The organism is Alteromonas abrolhosensis (assembly GCF_001953635.1).
In the GTDB taxonomy this organism is placed as follows: Bacteria; Pseudomonadota; Gammaproteobacteria; order Enterobacterales; family Alteromonadaceae; genus Alteromonas; species Alteromonas abrolhosensis.
In genome coordinates, this window is record NZ_MEJH01000011.1 from 69,280 (window position 1) to 95,009 (window position 25,730).

The window sequence follows — 25,730 nt, forward strand, 5'->3', positions numbered from 1 at the left end:
AAAGCACAAAAATGTAGAATGCTTTTGAGACGGTTCGATGAACTATCCGTGACATGTCAGAGGCAATTTTGTGACAAGTATTCTGTGCCCCGTTATAAAACCAAACAGAACTCAATTCTGTACAACAAAGTTGTGCAACCTCTATGCACAAAAGAACAATATTAGTACACTATTTAAGTAGGATAGAAAGAACTTTTAAATAAAAAGCGAAATGGAGACTGCAATGAAAAAACTAATGATGGCTACTGCTATTGGCGCTGCAACCTTATTGAGTGCTTGTAGCGCTGAGCACGGTACAACTCAATGTACCACTGCCCCGGAAGCTGAATGGCAAAACCAAGATGCATTTCAAGCTCAGCTGTTAGCGCAAGGCTACAAAATTAATGAGTTTAAAGTAACTGACGGCAACTGCTACGAAATTTACGGCTTCGATAAGGAAGAAAACAAAGTAGAAATTTACTTTAACCCTGTTGATGGCAGCATTGTTAAGAAAGAAATGCATTAAGCTCGTTTAGGCAATCGGTACATCGTACGCTTGCTTTAATACTTAATAAAAACGCTGCAAACTATTGCAGCGTTTTTGTTTAACCTTGAGAAAGTCACGTAATGTTTAAAGCTAAAGACACGCCATCAGATGTTTATATATGGGACTGGATTGTTCGCGTTTGCCACTGGGGAATTGTTGCTGCTTTCACTACCAACTACTTTATTGTAGAGCCGGGCCGCCTTTATCACGAAATAGCGGGCTATACCGCCACACTACTAATATCCATTCGCGTTGCTTGGGGCTTTTATTCAACCAAAAACACTACTCATAAACGGGCGAGTACTCAATACGCGAGCTTTTCCAACATTGCACTAAATAAGCAGGCATTTTCAGAACATATTCAACACTTAAAACATAGGCAAGTGCCAACTAGCCATGGCCACAACCCTTTCGGCTGGCTGATGGTAATGGCGGTAATTGCTCTTTTACTTGGGTTAGGTGTTACCGGTTTTATGATGGAAGAGATAGACGCAATGTTTGGTAACAGTACGCTGGAATGGACCCACAGTATTATGGCTGATGTGCTGTACGGCTGTGTAATAGTGCATATCGCTGCTGTGTTTATTGTGCAATATGTGAGTAATATTCAACTTGTTCGGCCCATGCTCACAGGCTGGCGAAAGCGTTAAGCCCCGTAAGGCCATAAATGCGCTAAAACCATAGCTGGGTTATTGCCTAAGCTGGCCTTTGATATTTCAGCCTTTCGTTACTGTAGCTTTTGTTCGCCTGCTGTCTTTCGTTACCAAGTAGCCGCGTGTGGCTTTTAACTATCTAGCGGACGTTTTGCCTCGCGCACGGCTTTTGGGTGCATCAGTTTCTCTAATCGAGCCAAATAAGACGAAATTTGCTGATGCTGTTTTTTATCGTTGGTTACCGAGTTATAAAGCCAGTGGTAAGCATCCTCGTAGTCGTATGGGCTTCCATAACCTTCCAAAAACAACTCAACCAAATGAATTTGCGCTTTCAGGTTTTTAAGCGCGGCGGCTTCTCGTAAGTAAACAACTGCACGAGATTTATCTTGCTGTACCAGTGTGCCTTTTGCGTAATAACGTCCAAGCTGCTCAAGTGCTGCAGGCAAACCTTGATTCGCAGCATCTTCCATATAGCCAATACCACGGGCAGGTTCAGCATCTACACAAACACCCCATGCCAGCATATCCCCCCATAAAAATTGGTAGGCCGGCACTTTAAGCACGTTCGCACGTGCTTCAATGTCTTGTACTAACTGGCATCGGTCAGCCACGACTTTATCTAAATGCGTATTAGCATTAATCATGTCGATTAAAGCGTCTTGGCTGTAAAGCTGAACTGCGCGAAGCTCTTCGATGGTTTCCCCTTCAAAAGCATGAACGGAAATGCCAGTGACAGAAGCGCACATAAGTAAGGCTGTGGTTAGAATACGTTTCATAGCAAAAGAGTATGTGTTGATTACAGTGTCTTAGTTAAGGTATCGACTAATTATAGATTATCTTAACTAAGACACGCCTATCTTTACGAAATGAAGCGCGAGCGTGCTAAGGAAATGGCAGTTTTTCAAAACCTTAACATCGTTACTAGCACGCCACTTTACTATTATACCTTGCGGTTAATGGCTACTTTTTCGTGGGCACATGGCCGATTGGATATGGCGGGCGTGGTCAGCAAGGTCAATACCTAGATCAGTAAGGTAACCGCCGTCAGGCAAAGTGATTAGGCCTTTAGAATACAGCCTGGATGCTGCGTTCACCATGCTTTGGCTTGCATCGTGATGAATTTTCAGACCTTGAAGTAGACTGTCTGTTGGAAACTTCAGTAACAAATTTAATTCGTCTAGCATGTCCTGATCGAATGAACTCATGTAACCACCTTAGGCAAAAGGGTTATTAGGGTTTTAGCACGGTGCCAGTTGAAAGCTCTGTCCCATCGAACTTTGGTAAAGAATTTTACACCCAAACACTTAATGTAAAAGTGCTTAAACTGAAAAGCTATACCAAAGCTCGTATATCGAAGTGCAAACACCAACGCGCTATTCGCCCTAGATTTATTAATATTGTTAACGCTTTCTTATATCACACCCAAATGGCACCTCTGTAAAGCGTAATTTATCTGTAAAACGTTTAATCGTGTAAACACGGCGCTTACTGATCGGACTTTGGCGCTAAATAGTATATTCTTGCCATAAATTGAGTTTGTGGATACACCTGCACTGATGAAGTACAAAGATTTACGCGACTTTATTCGCCAGCTAGAAGCTAAAGGTGAATTGGTACGCATTACCCAGCCCATTGATACCGACCTTGAAATGACAGAAATTGCCGACAGGACGTTGCGTGCTGGCGGCCCTGCGCTGTTATTTGAAAACCCTAAAAATCACGACATGCCCGTATTGGCTAATTTGTTTGGTACGCCAGAGCGCGTAGCTATGGGCATGGGTCAAGAGTCTGTTGAAGCACTTCGCGAAGTAGGTAAGCTACTGGCTTACTTAAAAGAGCCAGAGCCCCCAAAAGGGCTAAAAGATCTTTGGGAGAAACTTCCAGTATTTAAGCAAGTGCTTAATATGCCTGCCAAAGTACTTAAAAAAGCCCCTTGTCAGGAAGTGGTGCTTACCGGTGACGATGTAGACTTATCTAAAATTCCGGTACAGCGCTGTTGGCCGGGTGACGCTGCGCCTTTGGTAACGTGGGGTTTGAGTGTTACTAAAGGGCCGCATAAGAAGCGTCAGAATTTGGGCATTTACCGTCAGCAGGTTATCGGCAAAAACAAACTTATTATGCGCTGGCTGTCACACCGTGGTGGCGCACTTGATTTCCGTGAGTGGTGTCAAACCCATCCGGGCGAACCTTACCCTGTATCTGTGGCATTGGGCGCAGACCCCGCTACCATACTAGGTGCGGTTACTCCTGTTCCAGACACCCTTTCTGAATATGCTTTTGCGGGCTTACTTCGCGGCGATAAAACCGAAGTGGTTAAATCTATTAGTAACGACTTACAAGTACCTGCCAGTGCTGAGATTGTACTTGAGGGCTATATTGCTCAGGATGAAACTGCACCTGAAGGCCCTTATGGCGATCACACCGGTTACTACAATGAAGTCGATGACTTCCCTGTATTTACCGTTACGCATATAACCCATCGCAAAGATCCAATCTATCATTCGACCTACACGGGCCGTCCACCAGATGAGCCAGCTATTTTAGGTGTTGCGCTAAACGAAGTGTTTGTACCTATCTTGCAAAAACAGTTCCCTGAAATTGTCGACTTCTACTTACCGCCTGAAGGGTGCTCCTATCGTATGGCGGTAGTTACCATGAAGAAACAATACCCCGGTCACGCTAAGCGCGTAATGATGGGGGTATGGTCGTTCTTACGTCAGTTCATGTACACCAAATTTGTGATAGTGTGCGATGACGACGTTAATGCACGCGACTGGAACGATGTTATTTGGGCCATCACAACTCGCATGGACCCAGCCCGCGATACGGTAATGATAGAAAATACACCTATCGATTATCTGGATTTTGCGTCACCCGTTTCAGGGCTAGGGTCTAAAATGGGAATGGACGCCACCAACAAGATGCCTGGTGAAACCGACCGAGAATGGGGCGTACCTATTGTGATGGACGAAGACGTTAAAAAACGCGTTGATGATATTTGGGACAGTCTTGGTATTATGTAGCGACAAATACTAGCGCTATTTATTTTGTATTAAAGCATGTGCTTTTCTTTAAGCGCATGAAAAGGCGACACGCTAAGCAAGAAGGTTTAAAGAGAATACATGTCAGAAATTAAGTGTAAGGTTGCAAGCATCACGCCTTTAACCGAAGTGGTACAAAAAGTTGAATTAACGCCTGAAACCCCTGTTGAGTTTAAAGCGGGTCAGTACGCCATGGTAGTAATGGGCGAAAAAGATATGCGTCCATTTTCTATTGCCAATGCCGCGTTTGATAATGGCCGCATTGAATTACACATTGGCGCAGAGCCTGGCAACAGCTACGCCGGTGAAGTGCTAGAGCGAATGCGTGCGGATGGCGAAATTATCGTAATCGTAGGTAATGGCAATGCCTTTTTGCAAAGTAATGGCCTGCCTATGGTACTTATTGCAGGTGGTACAGGCTTCTCGTATACCTATTCAATTCTGCAAGAGCACCTTAATAGCGGCGACAAGACGCCAGTTACACTCTACTGGGGTGGTAAGCATGCGGCTGACTTGTATTTGGCCGACAAGCTAACTGAGCTCGCTGAAGCTAACGACCACTTCACTTTTGTGCCGGTTGTCGAGTTTGCTTGCGACGAGTGGAAAGGCAGAACTGGCTGGGTGCATCATGCAGTATTGGCAGATCATGCTGACTTTGCAAATATTCAGGTGTACGTAGCAGGTCGCTTTGAAATGGCCAAAGTCGTACGCGACGATTTTACTCAACGCGGATTGAAAGTTGAGAACCTGTTTGGCGACGCGTTTGCATTTATTTAACTGTGCAAGGTAAGTAGTAGCAAAGCATGCTCATGTCGTGAGCATTAAATCTACCTCTAGCCCGTCATGTTGACCATACAAAACTACATATGGTCAACATGGCATTTCATACACAAACCTCATCTTCTTACATAAATTAAATCTGATAAACACCGACTATTTTCACTTCTAAAAAGCTGCTAACATCAAAACTCAACTAACAAATCAAATAGTAAAACAAAAGGAATTGGAAGCATTGGTAGGGCAACCAGTTTGATTTCGGCACTCCGCGCTGTTTAGACATGCGTCAGCCTACTATTATGCCTTTCAGCAAAATATATGAAGTACAACAAACAACTGCTAATAACAGGCCTAGCGGCCGCTATTGCCGGATGTGGCGGTGGTAGCTCCTCTCAACCTCCTACTAACGACAACGGAAGTACACCGCCTACTTCAAACTATGAGCATGTGGTTACTGCAGATTACTTTAGTTCATGCGGTGAGATAACGCCTCAAACTGATGCTATGGTCGTTCGTCATGACAACAGCGGTGCAGTAGCTGCTGTCTATGAAGCTGATGATGACGGAAATATCGCTATCGATTATGCCGGTGTAGCAACGTACACAATGCTAAGTGTAGGTTATTGGGGAGAAACTCCCTATCCTCGCGTACATACCTACGTAGACATTACCGCCGATAAAATAAAAAACACACGCATTATCGCTGAAGGCTTCGCCAATGAAGACACGTGCGAATGTAACAACGTAACATTCGATATTAGTCAAGTTCCTGTTGCCTCGCCTATGGCCAGCGTCGTTTTCTCTACCACAACATCGTCTAATATTTTCGATGTCAATGACACAGACTGGTTGGCTGAAGCTAATGTTTGTCGGCCTATTGGCGGCGAGTGGCCAGACATTGCCCTCACGCTGACCAGTGCACAAGAATATCCTGTTGAAACTTATTACACTGCTGTTCTTAGTGACTACAGTTTTGATGAAACAAATGTAGTAAGTAATGCAGAGCTTGTAAGAAAAGTACCTTTTTCGGTGCTCAATAATAACGTTAACAGTAACTCAAGCCTGTATGTTTCACTGCGCGGCCTAAAAGATGGCTGGCTACATTATGCTGATAATGTACGAGTTTGGGAGACTGCGGAACTTTCACCTTCAGTTCCAATCTTTGACACACCTGAAACCTATATCGATGCTTACAATTTCGAGTTCGACAGCTTCAGCTCCGAAGGCACAGATGTACAAGTTTCCATTTATACGGGGGCTCAGGTAACACTACCATCAACCCACACTGAGTCATTGGACTTATCATTGATGTCTTACGACTTATTTTCTCAACAAGTTTTAACATTCTTTAATGATGATAGTTACGACCTGTCTGCAGTGGGAGCGGACTCTGTAACCGTTACTTTGTCTGGTAATGATTCTTTCGGTAATATTCTTTATTACTTCCAACTAACCACACCCAGTCAGGGTTCTCTTGCTATTTTAGATAACTTAGAAATTGAAGGTGTCGATTTTCCCCTGTCGGCAAACTTTAACTTCGATGAAGAGCCAGCGTCGGGTTATATAGGATTGGAAGCTTATGATGTGCAAAGCACGAATGATTATCTTGAGTCGCTTAAAAATGATGATGTTACCGCCTATGGTATTGTTTACTTCGACTTTTAAACAGGCTTAGGTCTTGTAAGTTGTAAATATATATCGGCATGTAGTGCTACGTGCCGATATATTGTATTCCTCTTAAATAAAGTTAATTACATCGATATTCATTGTCCATTTTCACCGTATTCAGTATGGTCTTTGCAGAACATGGAGAAAACAATGAATAAATTACAGCCCTGTTATCTTACAAACCTTATATTACGCAAAATTGCTCCCGCAATAGCGCTAACATTATCTAGTACAGCTTTTGCTGATACCGAGCAGCAGCAAGCACTTTACGATATTGCTAAAAATGTCTCCGCCGAAAATATTGAAAAAGACATTACTACGCTAGTGAACTTTGGTACACGCCATACCCTTTCTGAAACCGAGTCCGATACCCGCGGTATTGGTGCTGCGCGGCGCTGGATAAAATCTGAATTTGATAAAATTTCAGCCGAGTGCGGTGGCTGTTTAGAGGTGTATTATCAGTCAGAGGTAATTAGCGGTGAAAAACGTATTCCCGACCCAGTAGAAGTGGTTAGCGTTATCGCGATACAACGCGGTACTACCGATCCAGACCGTTACGTGATCATGTCGGGTGACATCGATTCACGGGTGTCTGATGTAATGGACTTCACCTCTGATTCACCGGGGGCAAACGACAACGCTTCTGGTGTTGCCGGTACCCTTGAAGCAGCACGAGTATTATCAAAATATAAATTTAACGGCAGTATTGTTTATGCCGCGCTATCTGGCGAAGAGCAGGGTCTTTTCGGCGGACGTATTATGGCAAACCAAGCCAAGAAGGATGGCTGGCGAATTAAAGCCGTGCTGAACAACGATATGATTGGCAATATCGAAGGGGTAAACGGTGTAATTAATAACACCACCGCCCGTTTGTTTGCAGAAGGAACTCGCGTAACAGAAACAGATGATGAAGCTCGTATGCGTCGTTTCACTGGTGGTGAGGTCGACTCACCAAGCCGTAACCTTGCTCGCTATATTGATAAAATTGCCGATCAGTATATTGAGAACTTAGACACTATGGTGATTTATCGCTTAGACCGCTTTGGTCGTGGCGGCCACCATCGTCCGTTCAATGACCTGGGCTACCCGGGTATTCGTATTATGGAAACCAACGAAAATTACACCCGTCAGCATCAGGATCTGCGCGTAGAAGATGGCATTGCATACGGAGACACGTTGGATGGCGTCGACTTTGATTATGCAGCAAAGCTTACTGGCCTGAATGCTGTCTCACTAGCCGCCATGGCGTGGGCGCCAAACCCACCCGCTAATGTAGAAATTGCTGGCGCTGTTCAACCTTCCACAACGTTAAAGTGGGATGCGCTGGATGCTGAACAAAACCCGCAGCTTAAAGGTTACAAAGTGTATTGGCGTCATACCGATGCACCGCAATGGGAATACAGTAAATATGTAGGAAATGTAACCGAAGCGACGCTTGAGAACGTGGTTATCGACAATTATTTCTTTGGCGTAGCTAGCGTGAACAACGATGGCGTGGAAAGCGTTGTAGTGTATCCGGGTCCAGCCGGAAGCTTTGGTAACTAACGTTCAAGCTAGCACTCAATATATTGATGTCGCTTACATTTTGGTAATTTAAGCCGTCACGTGATTATTGGAATTAAGACGCTAACTGCATTACAGTGTAGTAAATGCATGTCGGCAGTTCGGAGTTCACTTTTGGTAAGATTTAGCGCTTTCTCGCTTTCTTTTTTCACTCGGCGCCTTTGTTTATTAGGCATAAGCTTTGCCCTTCTTATTTTGGGTACTGTCAAAATACATGCCGCCCCTACACAGCTTGGCGCCGCTTCTTTTGAAACCTATATCAGTGATGATGGTGAGCCTGCTCGCATTAATGCGCTACTTGAAAAGGTGTTTCAAACGGCGGAGCTGGATATCCAACTGCAGGTTATGCGCCAAGCTTTTTTGGGCAGTTCTGTACTGACAGGTAAACTAGATGGTGAATTTGCCTATATCAACTTGGGTGAAGACAGCAGCAACTATGTGCTATCTGATATCTACTTACCCATTTATCTTTACGCAGTTAGTAAAGACGCCGAAGTGCAGGAAGTGAAACTATTTCCCCATTTAAAAGATAATCGCGTCGCCATTGAAAATCGCTTTGCGAATACGCCTTCATTCAGGCTACTCAAAAACATCAAATGGTCGCGTAACCCAACCACTTTTGATGCCTTTCGCCAACTTGCCGACGATAGAGCACCTTATTTAATAACCACACAGCTACTGGCGCGCGAGTTAAACATTCTATTGGCTAATGATAATGAAGAAACACTGCACTTTGCGGCAAAGCCGTTAGCAAAAACAGGGTTTCAAATAGCTATTAGTAAAAATGTGGCGAATGCAAAAAACATTATCGCGCAATTCAACCAAGCTGTATCTATTATGCAGAACACGGGCGAATTTAACCAACCACTCGCATTAGCTTGGTTAACCAAGGATGTAAATGGCGATGGGGTGGCTGACTTTGTTGGGCACAGCAGTATAACCAATGCATCTGACTTGCTAACCACAGCTTACTCTCTTGACGGTAAACCCACCTCTGAAAGCAGTGCTTTTTATATAGATGGGGAGCGCTATGACTCACTTGAGGATGCTCGCGCAGCGCTTCCGTCTAAAGACAGTACGCAGCCTCGCGAATCGCTTTTAGATAAGACCACCTACCAACAACTGCTTCGCCGCTGGTAGACTGGTTTTTGTAAGGCTAGAGGCTTAACTGGATACTCCTTCGCGTTCGCCTCTTAAACAGCCATTTGTTAATGCGCAGTTTCAGGAAGATACATTTCTAAAATAGTCAGTAGTTCTTCGCCATCTACTGGTTTTGACACATAGTTGTTAAAACCAGCTTTAAGCGCTTTAACACGGTCTGCCGTGTACGCATAGGCGGTCAGTGCAACAGCATTAAGTTTCGAAATTTCAGGGATTTCACTGCCTCGTATTTTCGTCACCAAACCTAACCCGTCCATTTCCGGCATTCCAATGTCAGAAAGCAGTAGGTCAAAGGCCTCAGGCATATCATTGATTTCTTTCCATGCCAGTAAACCATTTTTCACTACGTTAACTCGCGCACCGTTCGATTCTAAAAATAGCTTTATGAAATCACGGGCGTCAGGCTCGTCTTCTGCCACCAGTATCCGTAATCCATTTAAACGTAGCGATTCAGTTAGGTCGCTAATTTCAGAGCGCTTAGTTTCTATTATGTCATCGTGCAAATTCAACGGTGCAATTGGCAGCGTTACGTAAAACGTTGATCCCGAGTTAGGGCCGTCACTTTCTGCATAGATCTCGCCGCCGTGCATTTCGACCAAGCTTTTCACAATAGACAAGCCTAAACCTAACCCATGTTTATTATGCTCGCTTTTGCTTTGATAAAAGCGCTCGAAAACGTGAGCTAACTGCTCTTGTGTCATTCCTTTACCGTTATCTTTAACGCGTATCAGATAGTTAGAGTGCTCTCTTCGTCCTCTGATGTGCACTGTGCCCCCTTTAGAAGTGAACTTAAGCGCATTGCTCAACAAGTTGTTGATCACTTGTTTTATACGCAAGTTGTCACCAAGAATTTGGGTATGTTCATCCTCACAATTTATCGATAGCTGAATATTCTTACTCGCAAACCCCGCTTCAAATGACCTTGCCACCTCCGATATCGACCCGGCAATATTGAGCGAATGTGTGCTAAGTTTCATAGTGCCAGAAATGATGCGCGACAAATCGAGAATATCGTTTATTAAAGCTGCCTGAGTAGATGCTGCACGCTTTATCACGCCAAGCGCATCAGACATTCTGTCAACGTTGCGAATATCCATTAGGGCTAGATCGGTCCAGCCAACAATTGAGTTCAGTGGTGAACGCAATTCGTGAGAAATACTGGCAAGAAACTGATCTTTGGCCTTATCCAACTCTTCTAACTTACTAATTTGCTTATCGAGCGACGCTTTTAAGCTAAGTGCGTAGGGTATAAATAAGTGGTCGAAACCTTCGATAATCAGCTGGTCATCTTCGGTCCATTCCACCGACTCATCAGCTACACTTTGTAGGTACAAATCGAACGAGTTACGTGGTGTAAGCGACTTACCAATATCTTTTTTGGCTGCATCGCGACCGGCCCAGCGTATTGTTTTATCTTTTTGCTCTCTAAACCAAACCGTGTAGTAGCCTAATTTTGAGGACACGCAGGAAATATACATTCCTCGAATACCGTTTAGCTCACAACTATCAGACACTTCATTGGCTAGCCGATTAACAGCAATCGATTGCTCAGAATCGCTTATAGCAAATTTATCAAGTAGTGTTGCAAGGCTTTTCTCTGTTGGTGTGCTGCCTACCAAATAATTGCCTGAAGGGGTAACCACCGCCATGCCGCAAGCATCAGCAACATCGAGTAGCTCTCTTTCTTTTTGCTTAATAGCTTCGAGCGGGTTCGTGTATGAAGTAAGTTGGTGAACGATAATATTCAGCTTACGCTGACGTATTTGAAATTGTTCTTTCTTTTTGTGCAACGCTTTTGTGTGAAGTTGCCACGCATAAAGGTGACCTAACGATTCACAAACCAAACGTTTCTTCTGATCAATATAGGCAGGTTTACTATTGTGGCAAGCTAATAACCCCCACAGTCGTCCCTCGAAAACAAGCGACACCGAAAACGAAGAGCGGATGCCCATATTTTTAAGGTAAGCAATATGCATCTGTGATACCGAGCGCACCATCGACATTGACAAGTCCAACGGCGGGCGCTCGGCCTCTTTAACCGAAGGTTTAAGACCAATAACGGGTTCTTCGACATCAAATACGCAACGAACTCGGTTTTTAAGATAGAGCTCACGCGCTTGTTTTGGGATATCTGAGGCTGGAAATTTCAGCCCTTTAAACGAGCGTGAGTTCGGGTTGGTGGCTTCACCAATTACTTCACCACAGTAGGCCTTATCAAACTTATAAACCATTACAGAGTCAAAGCCGATGTATTGCTTAAATACCCGGGCGATGGCGTCAGCAACGTCACCGATAGTATCCCTGTCATCGACATTCGGCAACAATGCACGAATATCCACATCCATGGGCACCCACTGCTGCGCAGCTTCAAAACTCAATTGAGGCGTAGGCTCTAATTCGATAACCAACAAACCGTTGGAATCAAAAACGACCCCGCTTCCCTCTTTTTCCCAGTCTTTTACGCGTAAAGCGTTTTCTGTAAATTTCCACTGGTAAGCATGACGGATATCTCCGCCTTTCACTGCATCGTAAATAGTTTGAAAGGTGTGCGCTTCTGGAGAAGGAATTTCGATAAGTTCGGTGATGAGCGTCTCACCGGGGATAACTGCTACGCTGAACATATCGTTAATGTTCTCGCTCACTACCTGAATTTTTTTGGTGCTGGGGTTGATAGCTATTACATACCCGAAACTCTGTACGCTTTCGAGCAAGTGGATAGCTTCGTCTTCACAGTTTTGAAGCGTATTTGTCTTTGAATCCGTAACGTATTGCATTGCCTTGGCCGAGAAATAAAGAAAGCGAACTTTCATGAGGATCTTGTTAACTTTTTCACAATAACAACTTATCGCTTGGAAAGCATTTTTAATTGCACTGGGCCGCCTAATTAATTTTCATTAAATTATTAGTTAAAAGTCTCTACTACATCACTTTATTATTGCTTTTTTTGATCTACCACAATAAACTTTCAGTAATTTCTGAAACTTCTGGAATGTAAAAATGAAAATGACGCCTTTAATTACATCTGCGGTTATGCACTTTGGCGAAATGGGAAGTCGCTGGGGCTTCAATAGAACCGTTGGGCAAATTCTTGCACTCATCGTGTTAAATGAAGAGCCAATTTCAGCTCAGGAAATTGCTGATGCACTCAATATTTCCAGAGGCAATACCAGTATGGGCTTGAAGGAACTTCAGTCTTGGCGCTTAGTTAAGCAGCACCTTGTGCCTGGTGAAAGAAAAGAGTTTTTCATTCCTGCCGGCGATATTTGGACTCTGGCAAACAGAGTATTTGAAGAGCGTAGAAAGCGTGAAATAGACCCAACCATGAGCCTTCTACGGGATTTGCTTCTTGATGCACCAGCCAACGAAAAAGAAGCAAATGCACAACACAAACTGAACGAAATCCATGATTTACTCGAATCAATTACGGCATGGTCTGAAGAACTTCAGAATCTTGGGCCTGAAAAGTTAAATACGTTGATGAAGTTAGGTTCGGGTGTGGGTCGTATGCTTGAGCTTAAGGATAAGCTACTTCCGGGGAAAAATAGCGTTAACTAAGGGGGCCTTCTGTGGATGCATTCTTGCTGTCTCGTTTACAATTTGCGTTAAATATTAGTTTTCATATTCTGTTTCCAACCATCACCATGGCGATGGGGTGGTTTTTATTCTATTTTAAGCTGCGCTCTAACATTTCAGGGCATCCTGTTTGGATGCGTATGTATCGTTTTTGGGTGCGTGTTTTTGCGCTAAGCTTCGCGCTGGGTGTAGTAAGCGGCGTAACCATGTCGTTCCAATTTGGTACTAACTGGCCAGGCTTTATGGAAAAAGTGGGAAATGTGGCAGGGCCACTGCTAGGTTACGAGGTACTTACCGCCTTCTTCTTGGAAGCCACTTTCCTTGGCATTATGTTGTTTGGTATACGCCGAGTTCCAAATTGGCTGCATACCGCCTCTACGCTTATTGTAGCACTTGGCACTACTACTTCCGCCTTCTGGATTTTGGCGTTAAATAGCTGGATGCAAACACCTCAGGGTTTTGAAATGGTTGATGGTGTGGTATATGCCACCAATTGGAAAGAGATAATCTTCAACCCTTCTTTCCCCTATCGCTTTGTACACATGATGTTGGCTTCAGGACTGACCGCCAGTTTCCTCATTGCCGGGCTGTCAGCCTACCGCATGTTGAAAGGCGACGATAAGCTTGCTCCCAAACTAGCGCTAAAAACAGCCACCTATACGGCAGCTGTATTAATCCCCCTTCAAATTTTTGCAGGCGATATGCACGGTTTGAACACGCTTGAACATCAGCCTCAAAAAGTAGCGGCGATGGAAGGACTTTGGGAAACCACAGAAGGTGCGCCTTTGTTGCTGTTCGCCATTCCAGATGAAGAAACTAAAGAAAATCATTTTGAGATACCCATTCCTTATGGCGCAAGTTTAATTCTTACTCACGAGCTTAAAGGCGAGATAAAAGGGCTTAATGAGTTCGAGGGAGAACATCCGCCAGTTGCCCCTGTATTCTTTGGTTTTAGAGTTATGGTGGGAATGGGCATGTTAATGCTTGCAGTTTCATGGCTTGGCAGTCTTTACCTTGTGCGCAATAAAACGTTTCCTATATGGCTTAAGCGCACTTTCGCTGGCATGGCGTTCAGCGGTTGGATTGCGACTTTGGCAGGTTGGTACGTCACTGAAATAGGCCGTCAGCCCTATTTGGTAAGTGGCGTGTTAAGAACCGCAGACGCCGTTACCCAATTGCCACCGGCTAATATCGCTTTGTCATTCACGCTTTACCTTGTCATTTACACGGTGCTTCTAATCGCATACATGGGAACCCTGATGTTGATGTGCAGAAGAGCGGTGGAAATTGAAGAAATAACGACAGAAGAGCGAGAAATTGCTAAGGCAAAAATGCAACCTACCGACCCCGATCCAAGTACGGTTTAAGGAGAGCAAACATGTTTGAAAACGTATCAGCAGAAATGCTCGGAAATATTTATGTGGGTCTACTTGGTCTATCTGTATTACTGTATGCCATTTTAGACGGTTATGACTTAGGCGTAGGCGTACTTATACCACCAAGAACAGAGGGCTTCCGCGATGATATGATCGCCTCTATTGGCCCTTACTGGGATGCCAATGAGACTTGGCTTGTGCTTGCCATAGGCTTACTGCTTATCGCTTTTCCTGAAGCACATAGTGAGTTTTTGCAGACCCTGTATTTACCAGCCACTTTCATGTTGCTAGGGCTTATTCTTCGCGGCGTAGCATTTGATTTTCGAGCCAAGGTTGTACAGGTGAAGAAACGCAAATGGGATTTAGTGTTTAAGTACGGTTCTCTTTTGACCACTTTAGCTCAGGGATATATGTTGGGCATATATGTAACAGGGCTTCGTACCGACATATGGGCGCAGGGGTTCGCACTTCTTGCTGCATTTGGTGTGACTGCGGCTTATGCGTTTATTGGTGCTTGTTGGTTGATACTCAAAACTGAAGGCGAGCTTCAACAAAAAGCATATTATTGGGCACGCAGAGGATTAGGCGTATTAGCTGTAGGTATTGTCGCTGTAAGTATCGCTAATCTCACCTTGCACGATGATGTTAGAGATTTATGGCTCTCAGCACCTTGGGGCTACGTTCTATTTGCTATTCCTGTTGCGTGTTTTGCACTTTTAGGGTTGTGCGGCATATTGCTAAAGAAATTACCTGACGCACAGGGTAAAGGAGAATGGCTCCCCTTCTTCATCGCCTTACTCGTATTTTTGCTTTGCTTCAGCGCGTTTGGCATTAGCTACTACCCGTTTATCATTCCCGGGCAAATGACGGTTATGGACGCACTAAGTGATGCAAGCTCTTTGCGCTTTTTACTTGTGGGTGTGGTGATAGTAGTGCCTATTATTTTGGCTTACACGGCTATGGTATATAAAATTTTCTCTGGTAAGTCAGAAAAACTTTCTTACTACTAGGTTGAATTACGGGATCGCAACAGATCACAATTACTTCATACCCCAATTAACTAAGACAATAGTGAACATCATTGAAAATCAGTGGTGTTCACTTTCTGTTCGGCGCTATACTTCCCAACATCTGCACGGTTCCAGGCTTTTATCTCTTTGCAATTTCTTTTAAATTCCTTTTAAAAGAAAGGTAAGTTATTTGCATATAAAAATATGATCCTTTCCGGCGATCAATCTATACCAATAACTAGTAGTGTTTAAATTTGGCTAGTCTGCACTCAATCCACGAGCGAAATTTAATCACTATTTAGTACCAAATATTTTGTTGACATCAAACTGTAATATTACTATATTTTATTTGGGGCAATTTTTAATAGAAGGAGCCAATACTATGGAAAATGTTTTCCATTCGTTCTCACGGTTCTTCAAGCGCGCGCACCCCTATACAGTCGCTCACTACATCGGCCGTAAAAATGCGCAGCGTATCTTAGGATGTAAAATTAAAAAGAAATCCAAGATATTCGCCGACCAGCACGTTGAAGACCAAAATAATTAATTTATATGGGGCCCGTCAAACCGGCCCCATTTTTTTGCTCACTAACTCGGGCTGAAACTTCTGTCATTAAAGGTGAGTAAGAGGAACTGAAGTAGTGTACTTAATCTGTTCCATAGCAAAACTTGACGTTACGTCTGAAAACTCTATACCGTTAACCAGTCGTTTGTAAAAATGGTCAAAGCAATCCATATCGGTGACAAGCACTTTAAGTAAGTAGTCGTACTCTCCTGACATACGGTAACACTCTACTACCTCATCAAATGAAGACGCATGTTTGGCGAAACTAGCCAGCCACTTCCCATCGTGCCTGCCCGCTTTCACTTGCACAAAAACTGTCATTGCAAGCCCTAGCTGCTTGGCACTTAGCAGCGCGACCCGCTTAGAAATGATACCTTTTTCTTCAAGTTTTTGAATTCGCCGCCAACAGGGAGTAACCGTCAGCCCTATATGCTCAGCAATATCCGCAACAGGTGTGTCGGTATTACTCTGAAGCATGCTAAGTATTGCCTTGTCTATTACATCCATTGTGCTTGCAGTATCACCATGTATAGTTAGATACGACCTTTGAATATCAAAGTCTATTGTTAACCCATATTGAATTGCTTGATACACATTTCCATATTGTTTAAAGCCACCAAGGCTGCGTGAAATCGATGTTTTCCGGCGCAATTTCGTATTGAAATGGTGGTGCGAAGACATCCCAAAATGCATCACGTAATTCTTCGTCCAAAATTGTGAGCTTGCCTTCATCGCGGTAACGAGTTAACAAGGTATTGTAGGCATCAATTGGCATTTGCGGATTAGACTGTCGAAAAATAACGCGACCTCCAAACTCCTCAAACATCGCCTTTTCTGTTTGGTACTGCATAACCTGCTTGGCAGCAATCTCACCTATGGGCTTAGTGGCAGATTCACTCGTAACCTGATTTTCAAATTTTTCGGTAAACTTGCTCACCAGTGTCTGATTCAGAGAGATGCCTTTTTGCTTTGCGTAATCTTTTAATACAAGGTCATAAATTCTGTTAGACGCGTTTACACGAGCCACATAATCTACCATATCGGCATAACTATCTTTCGCCTGCTGTTTTATGTTTCTACGCTCATCTTCATTGGGCATCACATCGGCCATCGTAATATCGACGTTGAGAACCGTAGCCAATACATTCTGATCAGTAATTTGCTCATTTGCCTGGGCAGCATAGACAAGGTTTGAATATAGAAGAAACAGCGCAGTGGCCAATGAAGAAAGAATAGTTGATGTCATGCGCATATTGCACTCCCTGTAAATAGATTCACCAAGATGGGCGTTGTGATGAGTAAAGCATTAAACGCTATGACTACGCAATACCGAGGCAGGCTGATATTAAGAATAAGCTGCGAGTAACAAATGTATTGGGGTTATCAAATGGCGGTGCTGTAAAGGGGAGAAAAGATAGCTGTAGCTATGAGTTATGTGAATAATTCAATGAAAGTGGTGTTTAAAAGGCGCGCCAATGACTGGACGCTTATATGCTCATTTTGAGTAAGCGTGAGGAATGTAAATAACAGAAAGAAAAACGGCGGTCAAATGACCGCCGTTTTTGAATTCTTAGATAGCTTGCACGTTAGCAGCTTGAAGACCTTTTTGACCTTCTTCAACTTCAAATTCTACTCGCTGACCTTCTGGAAGCGTTTTGTAACCGTCAGAGATGATCGCACGGAAATGAACGAATACGTCCTTACCGCCGTTATCTTGAGTTAGAAAACCGTAACCTTTATCAGCGTTGAACCACTTAACTGTGCCTGTAACTTTAGACATGTCGTATAGACCTCAAATATCGTATTAAATTGCGCATAAGCGCGTGTAACTAAGTTCTTTAGAGTCTTTAAATTGGCGGAGTATTGGGTCTTACTTACGAATGGACAAACAACTTACAACAAATTACCGGGTAACTCGAGTGGTTTAACATATAGCAAATAATACAAAATCGCGTCTATTTAAAGACATTGGCCAAAAGCCACAACCACTATAACACTCTTCGGGACGATTAATATACAAATTAATTGATAAACTACGGATTTCATAAATAATTCACCGCAGCGTAACAATAATCAAAGCCCTTTTCGCCACGCCAAATACCAGCAAATTGCGCCAATTACGCCCGTACTTGCAGGGAAATACCAAGATAAATCGTACATCGGCAATATCGCCGACATTAACACGAAAGTGGCACCCACTACGCTTAAATGAGTGGTCTGAGTTGTTTTCTTTTGCTCTTGAAGCAGAGCCAAATGAGTTCTTTGTTGCTGTAACGGCAAACGTTTCATCTGCTGTAAACTGTCATACAACAGGTCCGGCATTTCAGGCAGTTTTTCCGACCAGAAAGGTAAGTTGTCTTTCACTTTCCCCATCATTGCCGTGAAGCCAACCTGCTCTTTCATCCAGTTTTCAAGGAAAGGCTTAGCGGTTTTCCATAAATCGAGTTGAGGATAAAGCTGACGGCCCAAGCCCTCTATGTACAGCAGTGTTTTTTGCAATAGCACAAGCTGAGGCTGAACCACCATATTGAAACGACGTGCCGTATTAAATAGCTGCAATAACACATTACCAAAAGATATTTCCGCTAGCGGCTTTTGGAAAATAGGTTCGCACACTGTGCGGATAGCCATCTCAAATTCGTCAATATTTGTGTCTTGCGGCACCCAACCAGAATCGGCGTGAAGCTGGGCAACCTTGCGATAATCGCGGTTGAAAAAAGCAATAAAGTTTTCCGCCAAATAACGTTTATCTTCACGATTGAGCGTACCTACTATGCCAAAATCTATGGCGATATATTTTGGGTTTTCAGGGTGTTCGGTAGATACAAAGATATTGCCAGGGTGCATGTCTGCATGGAAAAAACTGTCGCGAAATACTTGGGTAAAGAATACTTCAACCCCGCGCTCAGCCAATTTTTTCATGTTGGTATTTTGCGTTAGCAGTGCGTCGATATTGGAAATAGGCAGGCCATAAATACGCTCCATCACCAGTACATTGCTGCGACAGTAATCGCTGTAAATTTTGGGAACATAGAGTGCGTCGGAACCTTCAAAGTTACGCCCTAACTGAATACCGTTTGCCGATTCACGTAGCAGATTAAGTTCATCAACAATGGTTCTTCGATATTCCACTACCACTTCTACAGGGCGTAGACGTTTACCGTCAGGTAACCAGCGCTGAAGCACATTAGCCAGACTAAATAACAGCTCCATATCGGCTACGATGGTATCGCGTATATCGGGTCGCAGTACCTTCACTACAACATCTTCGTTGCTATGCTTTAGTTTTGCGGCATGAACTTGAGCAATAGACGCTGACGCTAGCGGCGCTTTTTCAAATTCGCTGAATAGTTCGCTTAAATCTGACAGCCCTAGCGCCTGTTTAATGATCTCTTGCGCAGCGTCTGATGAAAACGGCGGAACTTTGTCTTGTAATCGAGCCAGCTCGTTAGCGATAGCTGGGGGAAGTAAGTCTCTGCGGGTAGAGAGCATTTGCCCGAATTTAATAAAAACAGGCCCCAAGCTTTGAAGCGCAAGGGTAATACGCTCGCCGGCAGACTTGCCCTTGTGCTTATTTCGCACCCAGAAGATGGTATGACGCATAGCCCGCGCGTACCAGGGTAACCACTTTGCTGGAATAAGTTCATCTAAGCCGTGTTCCAACAATACCTTGTTAATTCGGTATAACCTAACAATACGCATTTATGAGCCTGTTTCTCTCAATATTACTTAATTTTTTCTTCTAGACGGCGCAGTCTCGCGTCGGCGCTTTCTGCTCTGTCGCGAAGTGCACTCACCTCATCGCTAAAGTGCATAACTGCCAGCTTATGCGCTGCAAGCTGCTTTTCTTCTACCACAGCGTTGCCTAATACTTTCGCCATCGACGCCAGTACTGCCATCGATTTTTCATGCACTGTCTTTACCGTTTTCACGGTTTGATGTGCGATAACATCGTTGGTCTTTTGCGCGAGCAACTCTTCAATGTCGATATCCAACTGCTGAAACAGCGCGCTCACTTGCTGAGCAACATTTAGCTCCCCTTCCAAAAACAATGCTTTTTGTTGAATGAGGCGGGTAAGTTGACTGGTTTCTTTTAGCTCTGGCAAAGTCTGTAGCGATGTTTTAATACAACAGTCTTTCGGTCCAAGGGATGCAACGACGTCGTCAAATGAACCTTGTTCGCTTAGTACGTCGACACGGTCGGAAAAAGACAGTGTAATACCGTAAGGAAGCGGCGAGACAAATGCAGTAAGCCTGGCGCCATTAAGCGCCTTTAGCCTTGTTTCGCTGTCTTCATCTAAAGACAGCAACTTATTTATAACCGATTCAACTGTTGCAGTAATCAGCGCAGAGGTAGGCATTAAAACTTGTAACCTCTATGCAGCGCAACAATACCGCCAGTTAGATTCTGGTAATCACATTGTTCAAAACCCGCTTGCTCAAACATGCCTTTTAATGTTTCTTGATCAGGGTGCATGCGAATACTTTCCGCAAGGTATTGGTAGCTTTCTGCATCGTTTGCCACCAGCTGCCCCATTTTCGGTAGGATATGGAACGAATACATGTCGTAAAGCTTACTTAGCTGCTCTGAGGTAGGTTTTGAGAACTCTAGAACAAGCAAGCGCCCGCCCGGCTTAAGTACGCGATAAATAGAATTAAGCGCGTTTTGCTTTTCCGTTACGTTTCTAAGACCGAATGCCATGGTCACCACATCAAAATGGTTGTCAGGGAACGGCAAGGCTTCTGCGTCCGCCTGTACATAGTCAATATTGCTAACCAAGCCACGGTCGCGAAGCTTATCACGGCCTACTTTCAGCATAGACAAATTGATATCGGCAAGTATTACGCGCCCTGTCGGGCCTACCAAGCGCGAGAACTTAGCGGTTAAATCGCCAGTACCACCGGCAATATCCAAGACTTTATTGCCCGCGCGCACACCGCTGCAGTCTATTGTGAAACGCTTCCATAAACGATGCACTCCCATCGACATAAGATCGTTCATTACGTCGTACTTCGCTGCGACAGAGTCAAAAACATTGGCAACTAAAGAGGCTTTTTGCCCTTTATCTACCTGTTTGAAACCGAAGTGTGTCGTATGCTCGGTAGCATTGTCGATTGCAGAGTCTGCTTGCGTAGCGGGAGTTTGATTGTCGCTCATGACAGTCCTGTAATTTGAATATTTTTATTAATGCCGAAGTGTATAGGATTGTGTGCTCAAGCAAAAGCTTTATGCCCGACAGTCTCCTGACGTAAATCAGCTTATTAGCCCGAACATAAACCACGCCGGCGAAGTGCAGGCTGGCATATTTCGTATACTAAACTACCTTGACCTACGCAGTTCTATTATTCGTGCCCCAGCTGAAGGCAACTATAGCGCTTATCTCTTGTAGCGAACGGCCACTTTCTTCATGCCATTGGGCAAATGCAGCGTTGGCCGCGGCCAGCGTTTTTTTCGAGGTTAAGCCACCGTCAATAATTTCATTCTTACGCAAGTAATCTTCTACGTCACGAGAGAACAAAAACGTGTCTATGCCAAGTGCTCGAAGCATGTAGGGACCAGTGTTACCACCTAATCGCGCTCCGCGCTTCTTTAAAAACTCCCAAAGTTCGGTAATGTTGTCTTTATTGAATCCTGCTACGAATTTGCCAAAGCTACCGTGCTCCAAAGACACGTCTTTAATCATCATGGCATTGTCGCGTACCGTCATGACTTTTTTATAGTTGCGAACAATGCGCTTGTCTGACGCTTTCTGCTCTAGCATTTCATCGGGCATCAACAACACTTTATCAACGTCGAAACCGAAAAATACGGTTTCAAAGTCGGGCCACTTTTGCTCAATAACTCGCCATACAAAGCCTGATTGAAACACTTTTTTGGTCATCGCCGCTAAAAAGCGGTCGTCACTTATGGCCTCAATTTGCGCTTTAGAAAGCGGTGCTTGGAGCATAGCTTCAAGCACCTTTTCGCCGCCTTTACGCTCACACGCTCGGCGATAGATAGACTGGAAAGACTCGAGCTTAGCTTCTGTCGCATGTCCTGCCATGGGCGCTTAGCCTTTTATGCCGCTATGACGGAGTAAAGCGTCCACTTTAGGCTCGCGCCCTCTAAAGGCAACAAACAAGTCCATAGGAGGCTTACTGCCGCCCATTTCTAGAATGTTTTCTAAGAACGCTTTGCCCGTGTCACGATTGAAGATTCCATCCTCTTCAAACTTACTGTACGCATCGGCTGAAAGCACTTCCGCCCATTTGTAGCTGTAATAACCTGCTGCATAGCCACCAGCAAAAATATGCCCAAAGCTATTTTGGAAGCGGTTAAACGATGGAGGAATGACCACAGCCACTTCTTCACGCACTTTATCCAAAGTGCCTTGTACATCGACATCGCTGCCCTTTTCACTATGAAGTAAGAAGTCAAAAAGACTGAATTCAAGCTGACGCACCATTTGCATCGCAGATTGATAATCCCGTGCTGCAAGCATGCGTTCTAGTAAATCAGCGGGCAGTGGTTCGCCGGTCTCATAATGACCAGAGATAAAGTTAAGTGCATCTTCTTCCCAGCACCAGTTCTCTAAAAACTGGCTTGGCAATTCAACGGCATCCCATGGCACACCATTAATACCAGACACACCAGCTACGCTCATTTTAGTAAGCATATGGTGAATACCATGGCCAAACTCATGGAACATGGTTACCACTTCATCGTGGGTAAATAGCGCTGGTTTATCGCCTACCGGTGCGTTGAAGTTACAAGTAAGGTAAGCCACAGGAAGCTGTAGTTCTCCATCCATTTTTTCACGACGTACTCGGCATTCATCCATCCACGCGCCGCCACGTTTTTTAGCTCGGGCGTATAGGTCTAAGTAAAAACTACCGCGCATAACATCGGCATCGTCAGTGATGGTAAAGTAACGTACATCCTTATGCCATGTGTCGATTCCAGGCTGCTCAATAATTTTTAAGCCGTACAGGCGATGTACTACTTCGAATAAACCAGACAATACCTTATCTTCAGGGAAGTATGGGCGCAGCATTTCATCAGAAATCGTGTACTTTTCCTGCTTCAATTTTTCGCTGTAATAAGGAAGGTCCCATGCTGCAAGCTCAGTAACACCGTGCTTGTCTTTAGCGTATGCTCTAACTTCTTCAAGCTCTTTTTCTGCTTGAGGTTTAGATTTCGCCGCTAAATCGCGTAAGAACCCAATAACCTGATCGGTAGAGTCAGCCATTTTAGTCGCAAGCGAACGCTCTGCGTAACTCGAAAAACCTAGTAATTCGGCCAATTCGGTACGAAGAACCAGGGTTTCTTTAATGATTTCAGTGTTATCCCATTTACCGGCATTTGGGCCCTGCTCTGACGCTTTCGTCGCGTAGGCACGATACATTTCTTCACGTAGTTCGCGATTATCGGCATACAGCATTACGGGTAAATAAGAAGGAATATCTAGAGTGAATAGCCACCCTTGTAAATCTTTCTGGTGGGCAGCCTGCGCCGCCGCTTCAAGGGCAGATTCCGGCATACCGGCGAGATCAGCTTCATCGGTAATGTGCTTGGTCCAGCCCATGGTGGCATCCATCACATTATTAGAAAAGGTTGACGATAATTCGCTGAGCTTTGCCTGAATCTCTGCAAAACGTTTCTTTTGCTCAGCGGGAAGCGCTACACCTGACAATGTGAAATCACGAACGGCGTTTTCAATAACTTTCTGTTGCTCTTCGCTTAGGGTTTCAAACTCGTCAGACGCTTTAAGAGAGGCATAAGCGTTGTAAAGACCTTCGTGCTGTCCTACCCAGGTGCCGTATTCAGATAATAATGGCAAACACGCATCGTGGGCTTCACGTAATTCATCGCTGCTCACTACGCTATTCATATGCGAGACCGGCGAAAACATTTTACTTAAACGGTCATCCACCTCTTCAAGGCGCAATACCAAATTCTTGTAAGAGTAATCTTTCGACGCCACGACCTCTTCTATTTCGCTTTTGCACGCTGCAATGGCTTTTTCAATTGCAGGCTTTATAGAAGCAGGTTCAATAGCAGAAAAAATTGGTAGGCCATCTACCATTTCAATTGCAGGGGTTGTCATAATCTTTTTCACTCTTAACTCAATGATAGAATAATGATGGGGCTTCGCTGATTAAAAGCAAGCTATTGTTTCAGCCGCAGTTGACCTATTTTGAACTTACTTCTAGATTAGGTGTACGGATCACGACAACGGTCCACCGATGTAGATGAGGCGTTTGTGTTTTACCTCGCCTATCTTATCAAAGCCTTGCAAATCCGCTGTACAGCAATAGCCATCAAGCCGCTGTCACAAATGTCACATTTCATCCTTTTGTCTACTTTGTCCCTTCCCTGTTCAGGGTCTATAATTTCGATTAATAATTCTACAAGGCATAGATATGAAAACGTTGACCTCGGGTGAAATAGCCTCGTATTGCGATGTAAATCTGCGCACCGTAATTCGATGGATTGAAAGCGGTAAGCTTAAAGGCTTCAAACTTCCTGGGCGCGGAAACAACAGAGTATTGGTAGAAGATTTCGTAGCCTTTTTAGAAAGGCACGACATGCCAATTCCCGATTCATTGAAAGGCATTGCCACGCCGTCGATATTAATTGTTGACGATGAAATGCCTGTCGCCAAATCTATTCAGCGTGTAGCCAGACGGGCGGGCTATGAGTCGTATATCGCTACCGGCGGCTTCCAGGCTGGGATTATGCTTAGCCAATACGAACCAAAAGTAATGACGCTCGATCTAAGCATGCCTGGGATGGATGGTTACAGTGTTATTGAGTTCACGCGTGACCAGAGCAAATACAAAGACCTTAAAATCGTGGTGATATCCGCCCTGGACGAGGTGAGCTTAGAGCGAGCGCTTGAGATTGGGGCTGACGCCACCTTGCAAAAACCTTTCTCAAATCATGATTTAACAATGGTCCTTGAGCAGTTTATGTCGATGTAAATCGATGTAAAAGGAGTGACATTATGGCTTGGTTATCGCGATTCGCTCTTTTAAGTTTATTCATTAGCACTGCTGCGATGTCAGCGAATGGCAAAACGTTCAATTTTGCTGTAGTGCCCCAGCAGTCAGCCAAGAAAATGGCTGAAAACTGGCAACCCTTAATCGACTACCTCAGTAATTACACCGGGTTCGAAGTCAATTTCAAAACAGCAAAAGATATTCCCACGTTCGAGGCTAATCTAGCCGACGGCAATTACGATATTGCCTATATGAACCCCTACCATTTCGTGGTTTTTAACGATTCTGTGGGTTATAAGGCATTAGCGCGCCAACGCGACAAGAAAATTCGTGGGTTGATTGTCGTGCACAAAGACAGCCCTATAAATACTCTTGAAGAGCTAAGTGGAACTGAAGTTGCGTTCCCAGCGCCAGCCGCGTTTGCCGCCACCATCATTACCAGCGCTCACCTACGCATGAACAATATTGCTTTTGTGCCGCGCTACGTCAATTCTCATGACTCGGTGTATCTCGCCGTTCAACGCGGCTTTTTCAATGCTGGGGGCGGCATTGTACGTACACTCAATAGCTCACCTGACGATGTAAAAGACGAATTGCGCGTTTTGTGGAAAAGCAAAGATTTTACGCCCCACGCCATTGCGACCCACCCAAATATGGCACACGCTGACAGACAAGCTATTCTTAATGCATTACTTGCTTTATCAAATGACTCAAGCAAGTCATGGATTTTAAACGGTATTGGGTTTAATGGCTTTATGGCGTCAAACGACAGCGATTGGGACGACGTGAGAGCATTGGGAATAGCGTCGCTTTCGAGGCCGCATTTATGAGTATA

Annotated in this window: 24 protein-coding genes; 13 read left to right on the top strand and 11 right to left on the bottom strand. The window is 44.3% G+C overall.

Translation table 11 applies throughout. The annotated features are described in order from the left end of the window. Window positions 1–223: 223 nt before the first annotated feature. Both BGK61_RS15450 and BGK61_RS15455 read left to right on the top strand, forming a co-directional pair. Window positions 224–505: a PepSY domain-containing protein gene (locus BGK61_RS15450; RefSeq protein WP_083648659.1), complete on the top strand. Its 282-nt coding sequence runs from the start codon at window positions 224–226 to the stop codon at window positions 503–505. A 101-nt stretch (window positions 506–606) separates the two neighbouring features. Continuing rightward, on the top strand, window positions 607–1,176 hold the full coding sequence (locus BGK61_RS15455) for a cytochrome b/b6 domain-containing protein (RefSeq protein ID WP_076011164.1): 570 nt from the start codon (window positions 607–609) through the stop codon (window positions 1,174–1,176). A 134-nt stretch (window positions 1,177–1,310) separates the two neighbouring features. Here the strand turns inward: BGK61_RS15455 and BGK61_RS15460 are convergent, their stop codons facing one another. Then, on the bottom strand, window positions 1,311–1,955 hold the full coding sequence (locus tag BGK61_RS15460; protein WP_076011165.1) for a tetratricopeptide repeat protein: 645 nt from the start codon (window positions 1,953–1,955) through the stop codon (window positions 1,311–1,313). Between the two features lie 177 nt (window positions 1,956–2,132). Continuing rightward, on the bottom strand, window positions 2,133–2,384 hold the full coding sequence (locus BGK61_RS15465; RefSeq protein WP_014999717.1) for a TIGR02647 family protein: 252 nt from the start codon (window positions 2,382–2,384) through the stop codon (window positions 2,133–2,135). 351 nt (window positions 2,385–2,735) lie between these two features. Here BGK61_RS15465 and ubiD point away from each other — a divergent pair, with 351 nt between their 5' ends. The 5 genes from ubiD to BGK61_RS15495 all read left to right on the top strand — a co-directional run bounded on the left by ubiD (window position 2,736) and on the right by BGK61_RS15495 (window position 9,368). After that, window positions 2,736–4,202, top strand: coding sequence for a 4-hydroxy-3-polyprenylbenzoate decarboxylase (gene ubiD / locus BGK61_RS15475; protein ID WP_014950926.1), 1,467 nt, complete (start codon window positions 2,736–2,738; stop codon window positions 4,200–4,202). A gap of 99 nt (window positions 4,203–4,301) precedes the next feature. After that, window positions 4,302–4,997, top strand: coding sequence for an NAD(P)H-flavin reductase (fre, locus tag BGK61_RS15480; protein ID WP_076011166.1), 696 nt, complete (start codon window positions 4,302–4,304; stop codon window positions 4,995–4,997). A 318-nt stretch (window positions 4,998–5,315) separates the two neighbouring features. Then, on the top strand, window positions 5,316–6,662 hold the full coding sequence (locus BGK61_RS15485) for a hypothetical protein (protein ID WP_076011167.1): 1,347 nt from the start codon (window positions 5,316–5,318) through the stop codon (window positions 6,660–6,662). 153 nt (window positions 6,663–6,815) lie between these two features. After that, window positions 6,816–8,210 (top strand): M28 family metallopeptidase, encoded by a 1,395-nt coding sequence (locus tag BGK61_RS15490; protein ID WP_076011168.1) that lies wholly within the window; start codon window positions 6,816–6,818, stop codon window positions 8,208–8,210. Between the two features lie 132 nt (window positions 8,211–8,342). After that, on the top strand, window positions 8,343–9,368 hold the full coding sequence (locus BGK61_RS15495; RefSeq protein WP_076011169.1) for a substrate-binding periplasmic protein: 1,026 nt from the start codon (window positions 8,343–8,345) through the stop codon (window positions 9,366–9,368). Between the two features lie 68 nt (window positions 9,369–9,436). Here the strand turns inward: BGK61_RS15495 and BGK61_RS15500 are convergent, their stop codons facing one another. Beyond that, on the bottom strand, window positions 9,437–12,199 hold the full coding sequence (locus BGK61_RS15500) for an ATP-binding protein (protein WP_234349447.1): 2,763 nt from the start codon (window positions 12,197–12,199) through the stop codon (window positions 9,437–9,439). 187 nt (window positions 12,200–12,386) lie between these two features. Between BGK61_RS15500 and BGK61_RS15505 the strand changes: the two genes are divergently transcribed. The 4 genes from BGK61_RS15505 to BGK61_RS19635 all read left to right on the top strand — a co-directional run bounded on the left by BGK61_RS15505 (window position 12,387) and on the right by BGK61_RS19635 (window position 15,895). Continuing rightward, entirely contained in the window at window positions 12,387–12,944 is a 558-nt protein-coding gene (locus BGK61_RS15505; protein ID WP_014999724.1) for a GbsR/MarR family transcriptional regulator, read from the top strand. Between the two features lie 11 nt (window positions 12,945–12,955). Continuing rightward, window positions 12,956–14,329, top strand: coding sequence for a cytochrome ubiquinol oxidase subunit I (locus tag BGK61_RS15510; protein WP_014999725.1), 1,374 nt, complete (start codon window positions 12,956–12,958; stop codon window positions 14,327–14,329). A gap of 11 nt (window positions 14,330–14,340) precedes the next feature. Beyond that, the gene (locus BGK61_RS15515) at window positions 14,341–15,348 is read left to right on the top strand and encodes a cytochrome d ubiquinol oxidase subunit II (RefSeq protein WP_014999726.1); all 1,008 of its coding nucleotides are present in this window, start codon (window positions 14,341–14,343) and stop codon (window positions 15,346–15,348) included. A gap of 382 nt (window positions 15,349–15,730) precedes the next feature. Further along, window positions 15,731–15,895 (top strand): hypothetical protein, encoded by a 165-nt coding sequence (locus BGK61_RS19635; protein WP_014999727.1) that lies wholly within the window; start codon window positions 15,731–15,733, stop codon window positions 15,893–15,895. Between the two features lie 66 nt (window positions 15,896–15,961). Here the strand turns inward: BGK61_RS19635 and BGK61_RS15520 are convergent, their stop codons facing one another. From BGK61_RS15520 to prlC, 8 genes are all read right to left on the bottom strand, one after another. Beyond that, window positions 15,962–16,420, bottom strand: coding sequence for an Lrp/AsnC family transcriptional regulator (locus tag BGK61_RS15520; protein WP_076011170.1), 459 nt, complete (start codon window positions 16,418–16,420; stop codon window positions 15,962–15,964). 100 nt (window positions 16,421–16,520) lie between these two features. After that, on the bottom strand, window positions 16,521–17,165 hold the full coding sequence (locus BGK61_RS15525; RefSeq protein WP_076011171.1) for a hypothetical protein: 645 nt from the start codon (window positions 17,163–17,165) through the stop codon (window positions 16,521–16,523). A gap of 318 nt (window positions 17,166–17,483) precedes the next feature. After that, the gene (gene cspE / locus BGK61_RS15530) at window positions 17,484–17,693 is read right to left on the bottom strand and encodes a transcription antiterminator/RNA stability regulator CspE (RefSeq protein WP_012519905.1); all 210 of its coding nucleotides are present in this window, start codon (window positions 17,691–17,693) and stop codon (window positions 17,484–17,486) included. Window positions 17,694–17,986: 293 nt separating this feature from the next. Beyond that, window positions 17,987–19,615 (bottom strand): ubiquinone biosynthesis regulatory protein kinase UbiB, encoded by a 1,629-nt coding sequence (ubiB, locus tag BGK61_RS15535; protein WP_014999730.1) that lies wholly within the window; start codon window positions 19,613–19,615, stop codon window positions 17,987–17,989. A 23-nt stretch (window positions 19,616–19,638) separates the two neighbouring features. Further along, a complete protein-coding gene (locus BGK61_RS15540; protein WP_076011172.1) occupies window positions 19,639–20,274 on the bottom strand; it encodes a ubiquinone biosynthesis accessory factor UbiJ in 636 nt (211 codons plus the stop codon). Next, entirely contained in the window at window positions 20,274–21,071 is a 798-nt protein-coding gene (gene ubiE, locus BGK61_RS15545) for a bifunctional demethylmenaquinone methyltransferase/2-methoxy-6-polyprenyl-1,4-benzoquinol methylase UbiE (protein WP_076011173.1), read from the bottom strand. The genes BGK61_RS15540 and ubiE overlap by 1 nt, the downstream gene beginning before the upstream one ends. 172 nt (window positions 21,072–21,243) lie before the next feature. Next, window positions 21,244–21,957, bottom strand: coding sequence for a DNA-3-methyladenine glycosylase I (locus tag BGK61_RS15550; protein WP_076011174.1), 714 nt, complete (start codon window positions 21,955–21,957; stop codon window positions 21,244–21,246). Window positions 21,958–21,963: 6 nt separating this feature from the next. Continuing rightward, window positions 21,964–24,000, bottom strand: coding sequence for an oligopeptidase A (gene prlC, locus BGK61_RS15555; protein ID WP_014999734.1), 2,037 nt, complete (start codon window positions 23,998–24,000; stop codon window positions 21,964–21,966). Between the two features lie 316 nt (window positions 24,001–24,316). Between prlC and BGK61_RS15560 the strand changes: the two genes are divergently transcribed. Continuing rightward, window positions 24,317–24,877 (top strand): response regulator, encoded by a 561-nt coding sequence (locus tag BGK61_RS15560; RefSeq protein WP_014999735.1) that lies wholly within the window; start codon window positions 24,317–24,319, stop codon window positions 24,875–24,877. Window positions 24,878–24,900: 23 nt separating this feature from the next. After that, window positions 24,901–25,725, top strand: a complete 825-nt coding sequence (locus BGK61_RS15565) for a phosphate/phosphite/phosphonate ABC transporter substrate-binding protein (protein ID WP_076011175.1) — start codon at window positions 24,901–24,903, stop codon at window positions 25,723–25,725. Window positions 25,726–25,730 lie beyond the last annotated feature (5 nt).

What these genes read in the sequence shown, in the direction of transcription:
- BGK61_RS15450 (WP_083648659.1), top strand. Translation starts at nt 224, where the DNA reads ATGAAAAAACTAATGATGGCTACTGCTATTGGCGCTGCAACCTTATTG.
- BGK61_RS15455 (WP_076011164.1), top strand. Translation starts at nt 607, where the DNA reads ATGTTTAAAGCTAAAGACACGCCATCAGATGTTTATATATGGGACTGG.
- BGK61_RS15460 (WP_076011165.1), bottom strand. Translation starts at nt 1,955, where the DNA reads ATGAAACGTATTCTAACCACAGCCTTACTTATGTGCGCTTCTGTCACT.
- BGK61_RS15465 (WP_014999717.1), bottom strand. Translation starts at nt 2,384, where the DNA reads ATGAGTTCATTCGATCAGGACATGCTAGACGAATTAAATTTGTTACTG.
- ubiD (WP_014950926.1), top strand. Translation starts at nt 2,736, where the DNA reads ATGAAGTACAAAGATTTACGCGACTTTATTCGCCAGCTAGAAGCTAAA.
- fre (WP_076011166.1), top strand. Translation starts at nt 4,302, where the DNA reads ATGTCAGAAATTAAGTGTAAGGTTGCAAGCATCACGCCTTTAACCGAA.
- BGK61_RS15485 (WP_076011167.1), top strand. Translation starts at nt 5,316, where the DNA reads ATGAAGTACAACAAACAACTGCTAATAACAGGCCTAGCGGCCGCTATT.
- BGK61_RS15490 (WP_076011168.1), top strand. Translation starts at nt 6,816, where the DNA reads ATGAATAAATTACAGCCCTGTTATCTTACAAACCTTATATTACGCAAA.
- BGK61_RS15500 (WP_234349447.1), bottom strand. Translation starts at nt 12,199, where the DNA reads ATGAAAGTTCGCTTTCTTTATTTCTCGGCCAAGGCAATGCAATACGTT.
- BGK61_RS15505 (WP_014999724.1), top strand. Translation starts at nt 12,387, where the DNA reads ATGAAAATGACGCCTTTAATTACATCTGCGGTTATGCACTTTGGCGAA.
- BGK61_RS15515 (WP_014999726.1), top strand. Translation starts at nt 14,341, where the DNA reads ATGTTTGAAAACGTATCAGCAGAAATGCTCGGAAATATTTATGTGGGT.
- BGK61_RS19635 (WP_014999727.1), top strand. Translation starts at nt 15,731, where the DNA reads ATGGAAAATGTTTTCCATTCGTTCTCACGGTTCTTCAAGCGCGCGCAC.
- BGK61_RS15520 (WP_076011170.1), bottom strand. Translation starts at nt 16,420, where the DNA reads ATGGATGTAATAGACAAGGCAATACTTAGCATGCTTCAGAGTAATACC.
- BGK61_RS15525 (WP_076011171.1), bottom strand. Translation starts at nt 17,165, where the DNA reads ATGCGCATGACATCAACTATTCTTTCTTCATTGGCCACTGCGCTGTTT.
- cspE (WP_012519905.1), bottom strand. Translation starts at nt 17,693, where the DNA reads ATGTCTAAAGTTACAGGCACAGTTAAGTGGTTCAACGCTGATAAAGGT.
- ubiB (WP_014999730.1), bottom strand. Translation starts at nt 19,615, where the DNA reads ATGCGTATTGTTAGGTTATACCGAATTAACAAGGTATTGTTGGAACAC.
- BGK61_RS15540 (WP_076011172.1), bottom strand. Translation starts at nt 20,274, where the DNA reads ATGCCTACCTCTGCGCTGATTACTGCAACAGTTGAATCGGTTATAAAT.
- ubiE (WP_076011173.1), bottom strand. Translation starts at nt 21,071, where the DNA reads ATGAGCGACAATCAAACTCCCGCTACGCAAGCAGACTCTGCAATCGAC.
- BGK61_RS15550 (WP_076011174.1), bottom strand. Translation starts at nt 21,957, where the DNA reads ATGGCAGGACATGCGACAGAAGCTAAGCTCGAGTCTTTCCAGTCTATC.
- prlC (WP_014999734.1), bottom strand. Translation starts at nt 24,000, where the DNA reads ATGACAACCCCTGCAATTGAAATGGTAGATGGCCTACCAATTTTTTCT.
- BGK61_RS15560 (WP_014999735.1), top strand. Translation starts at nt 24,317, where the DNA reads ATGAAAACGTTGACCTCGGGTGAAATAGCCTCGTATTGCGATGTAAAT.
- BGK61_RS15565 (WP_076011175.1), top strand. Translation starts at nt 24,901, where the DNA reads ATGGCTTGGTTATCGCGATTCGCTCTTTTAAGTTTATTCATTAGCACT.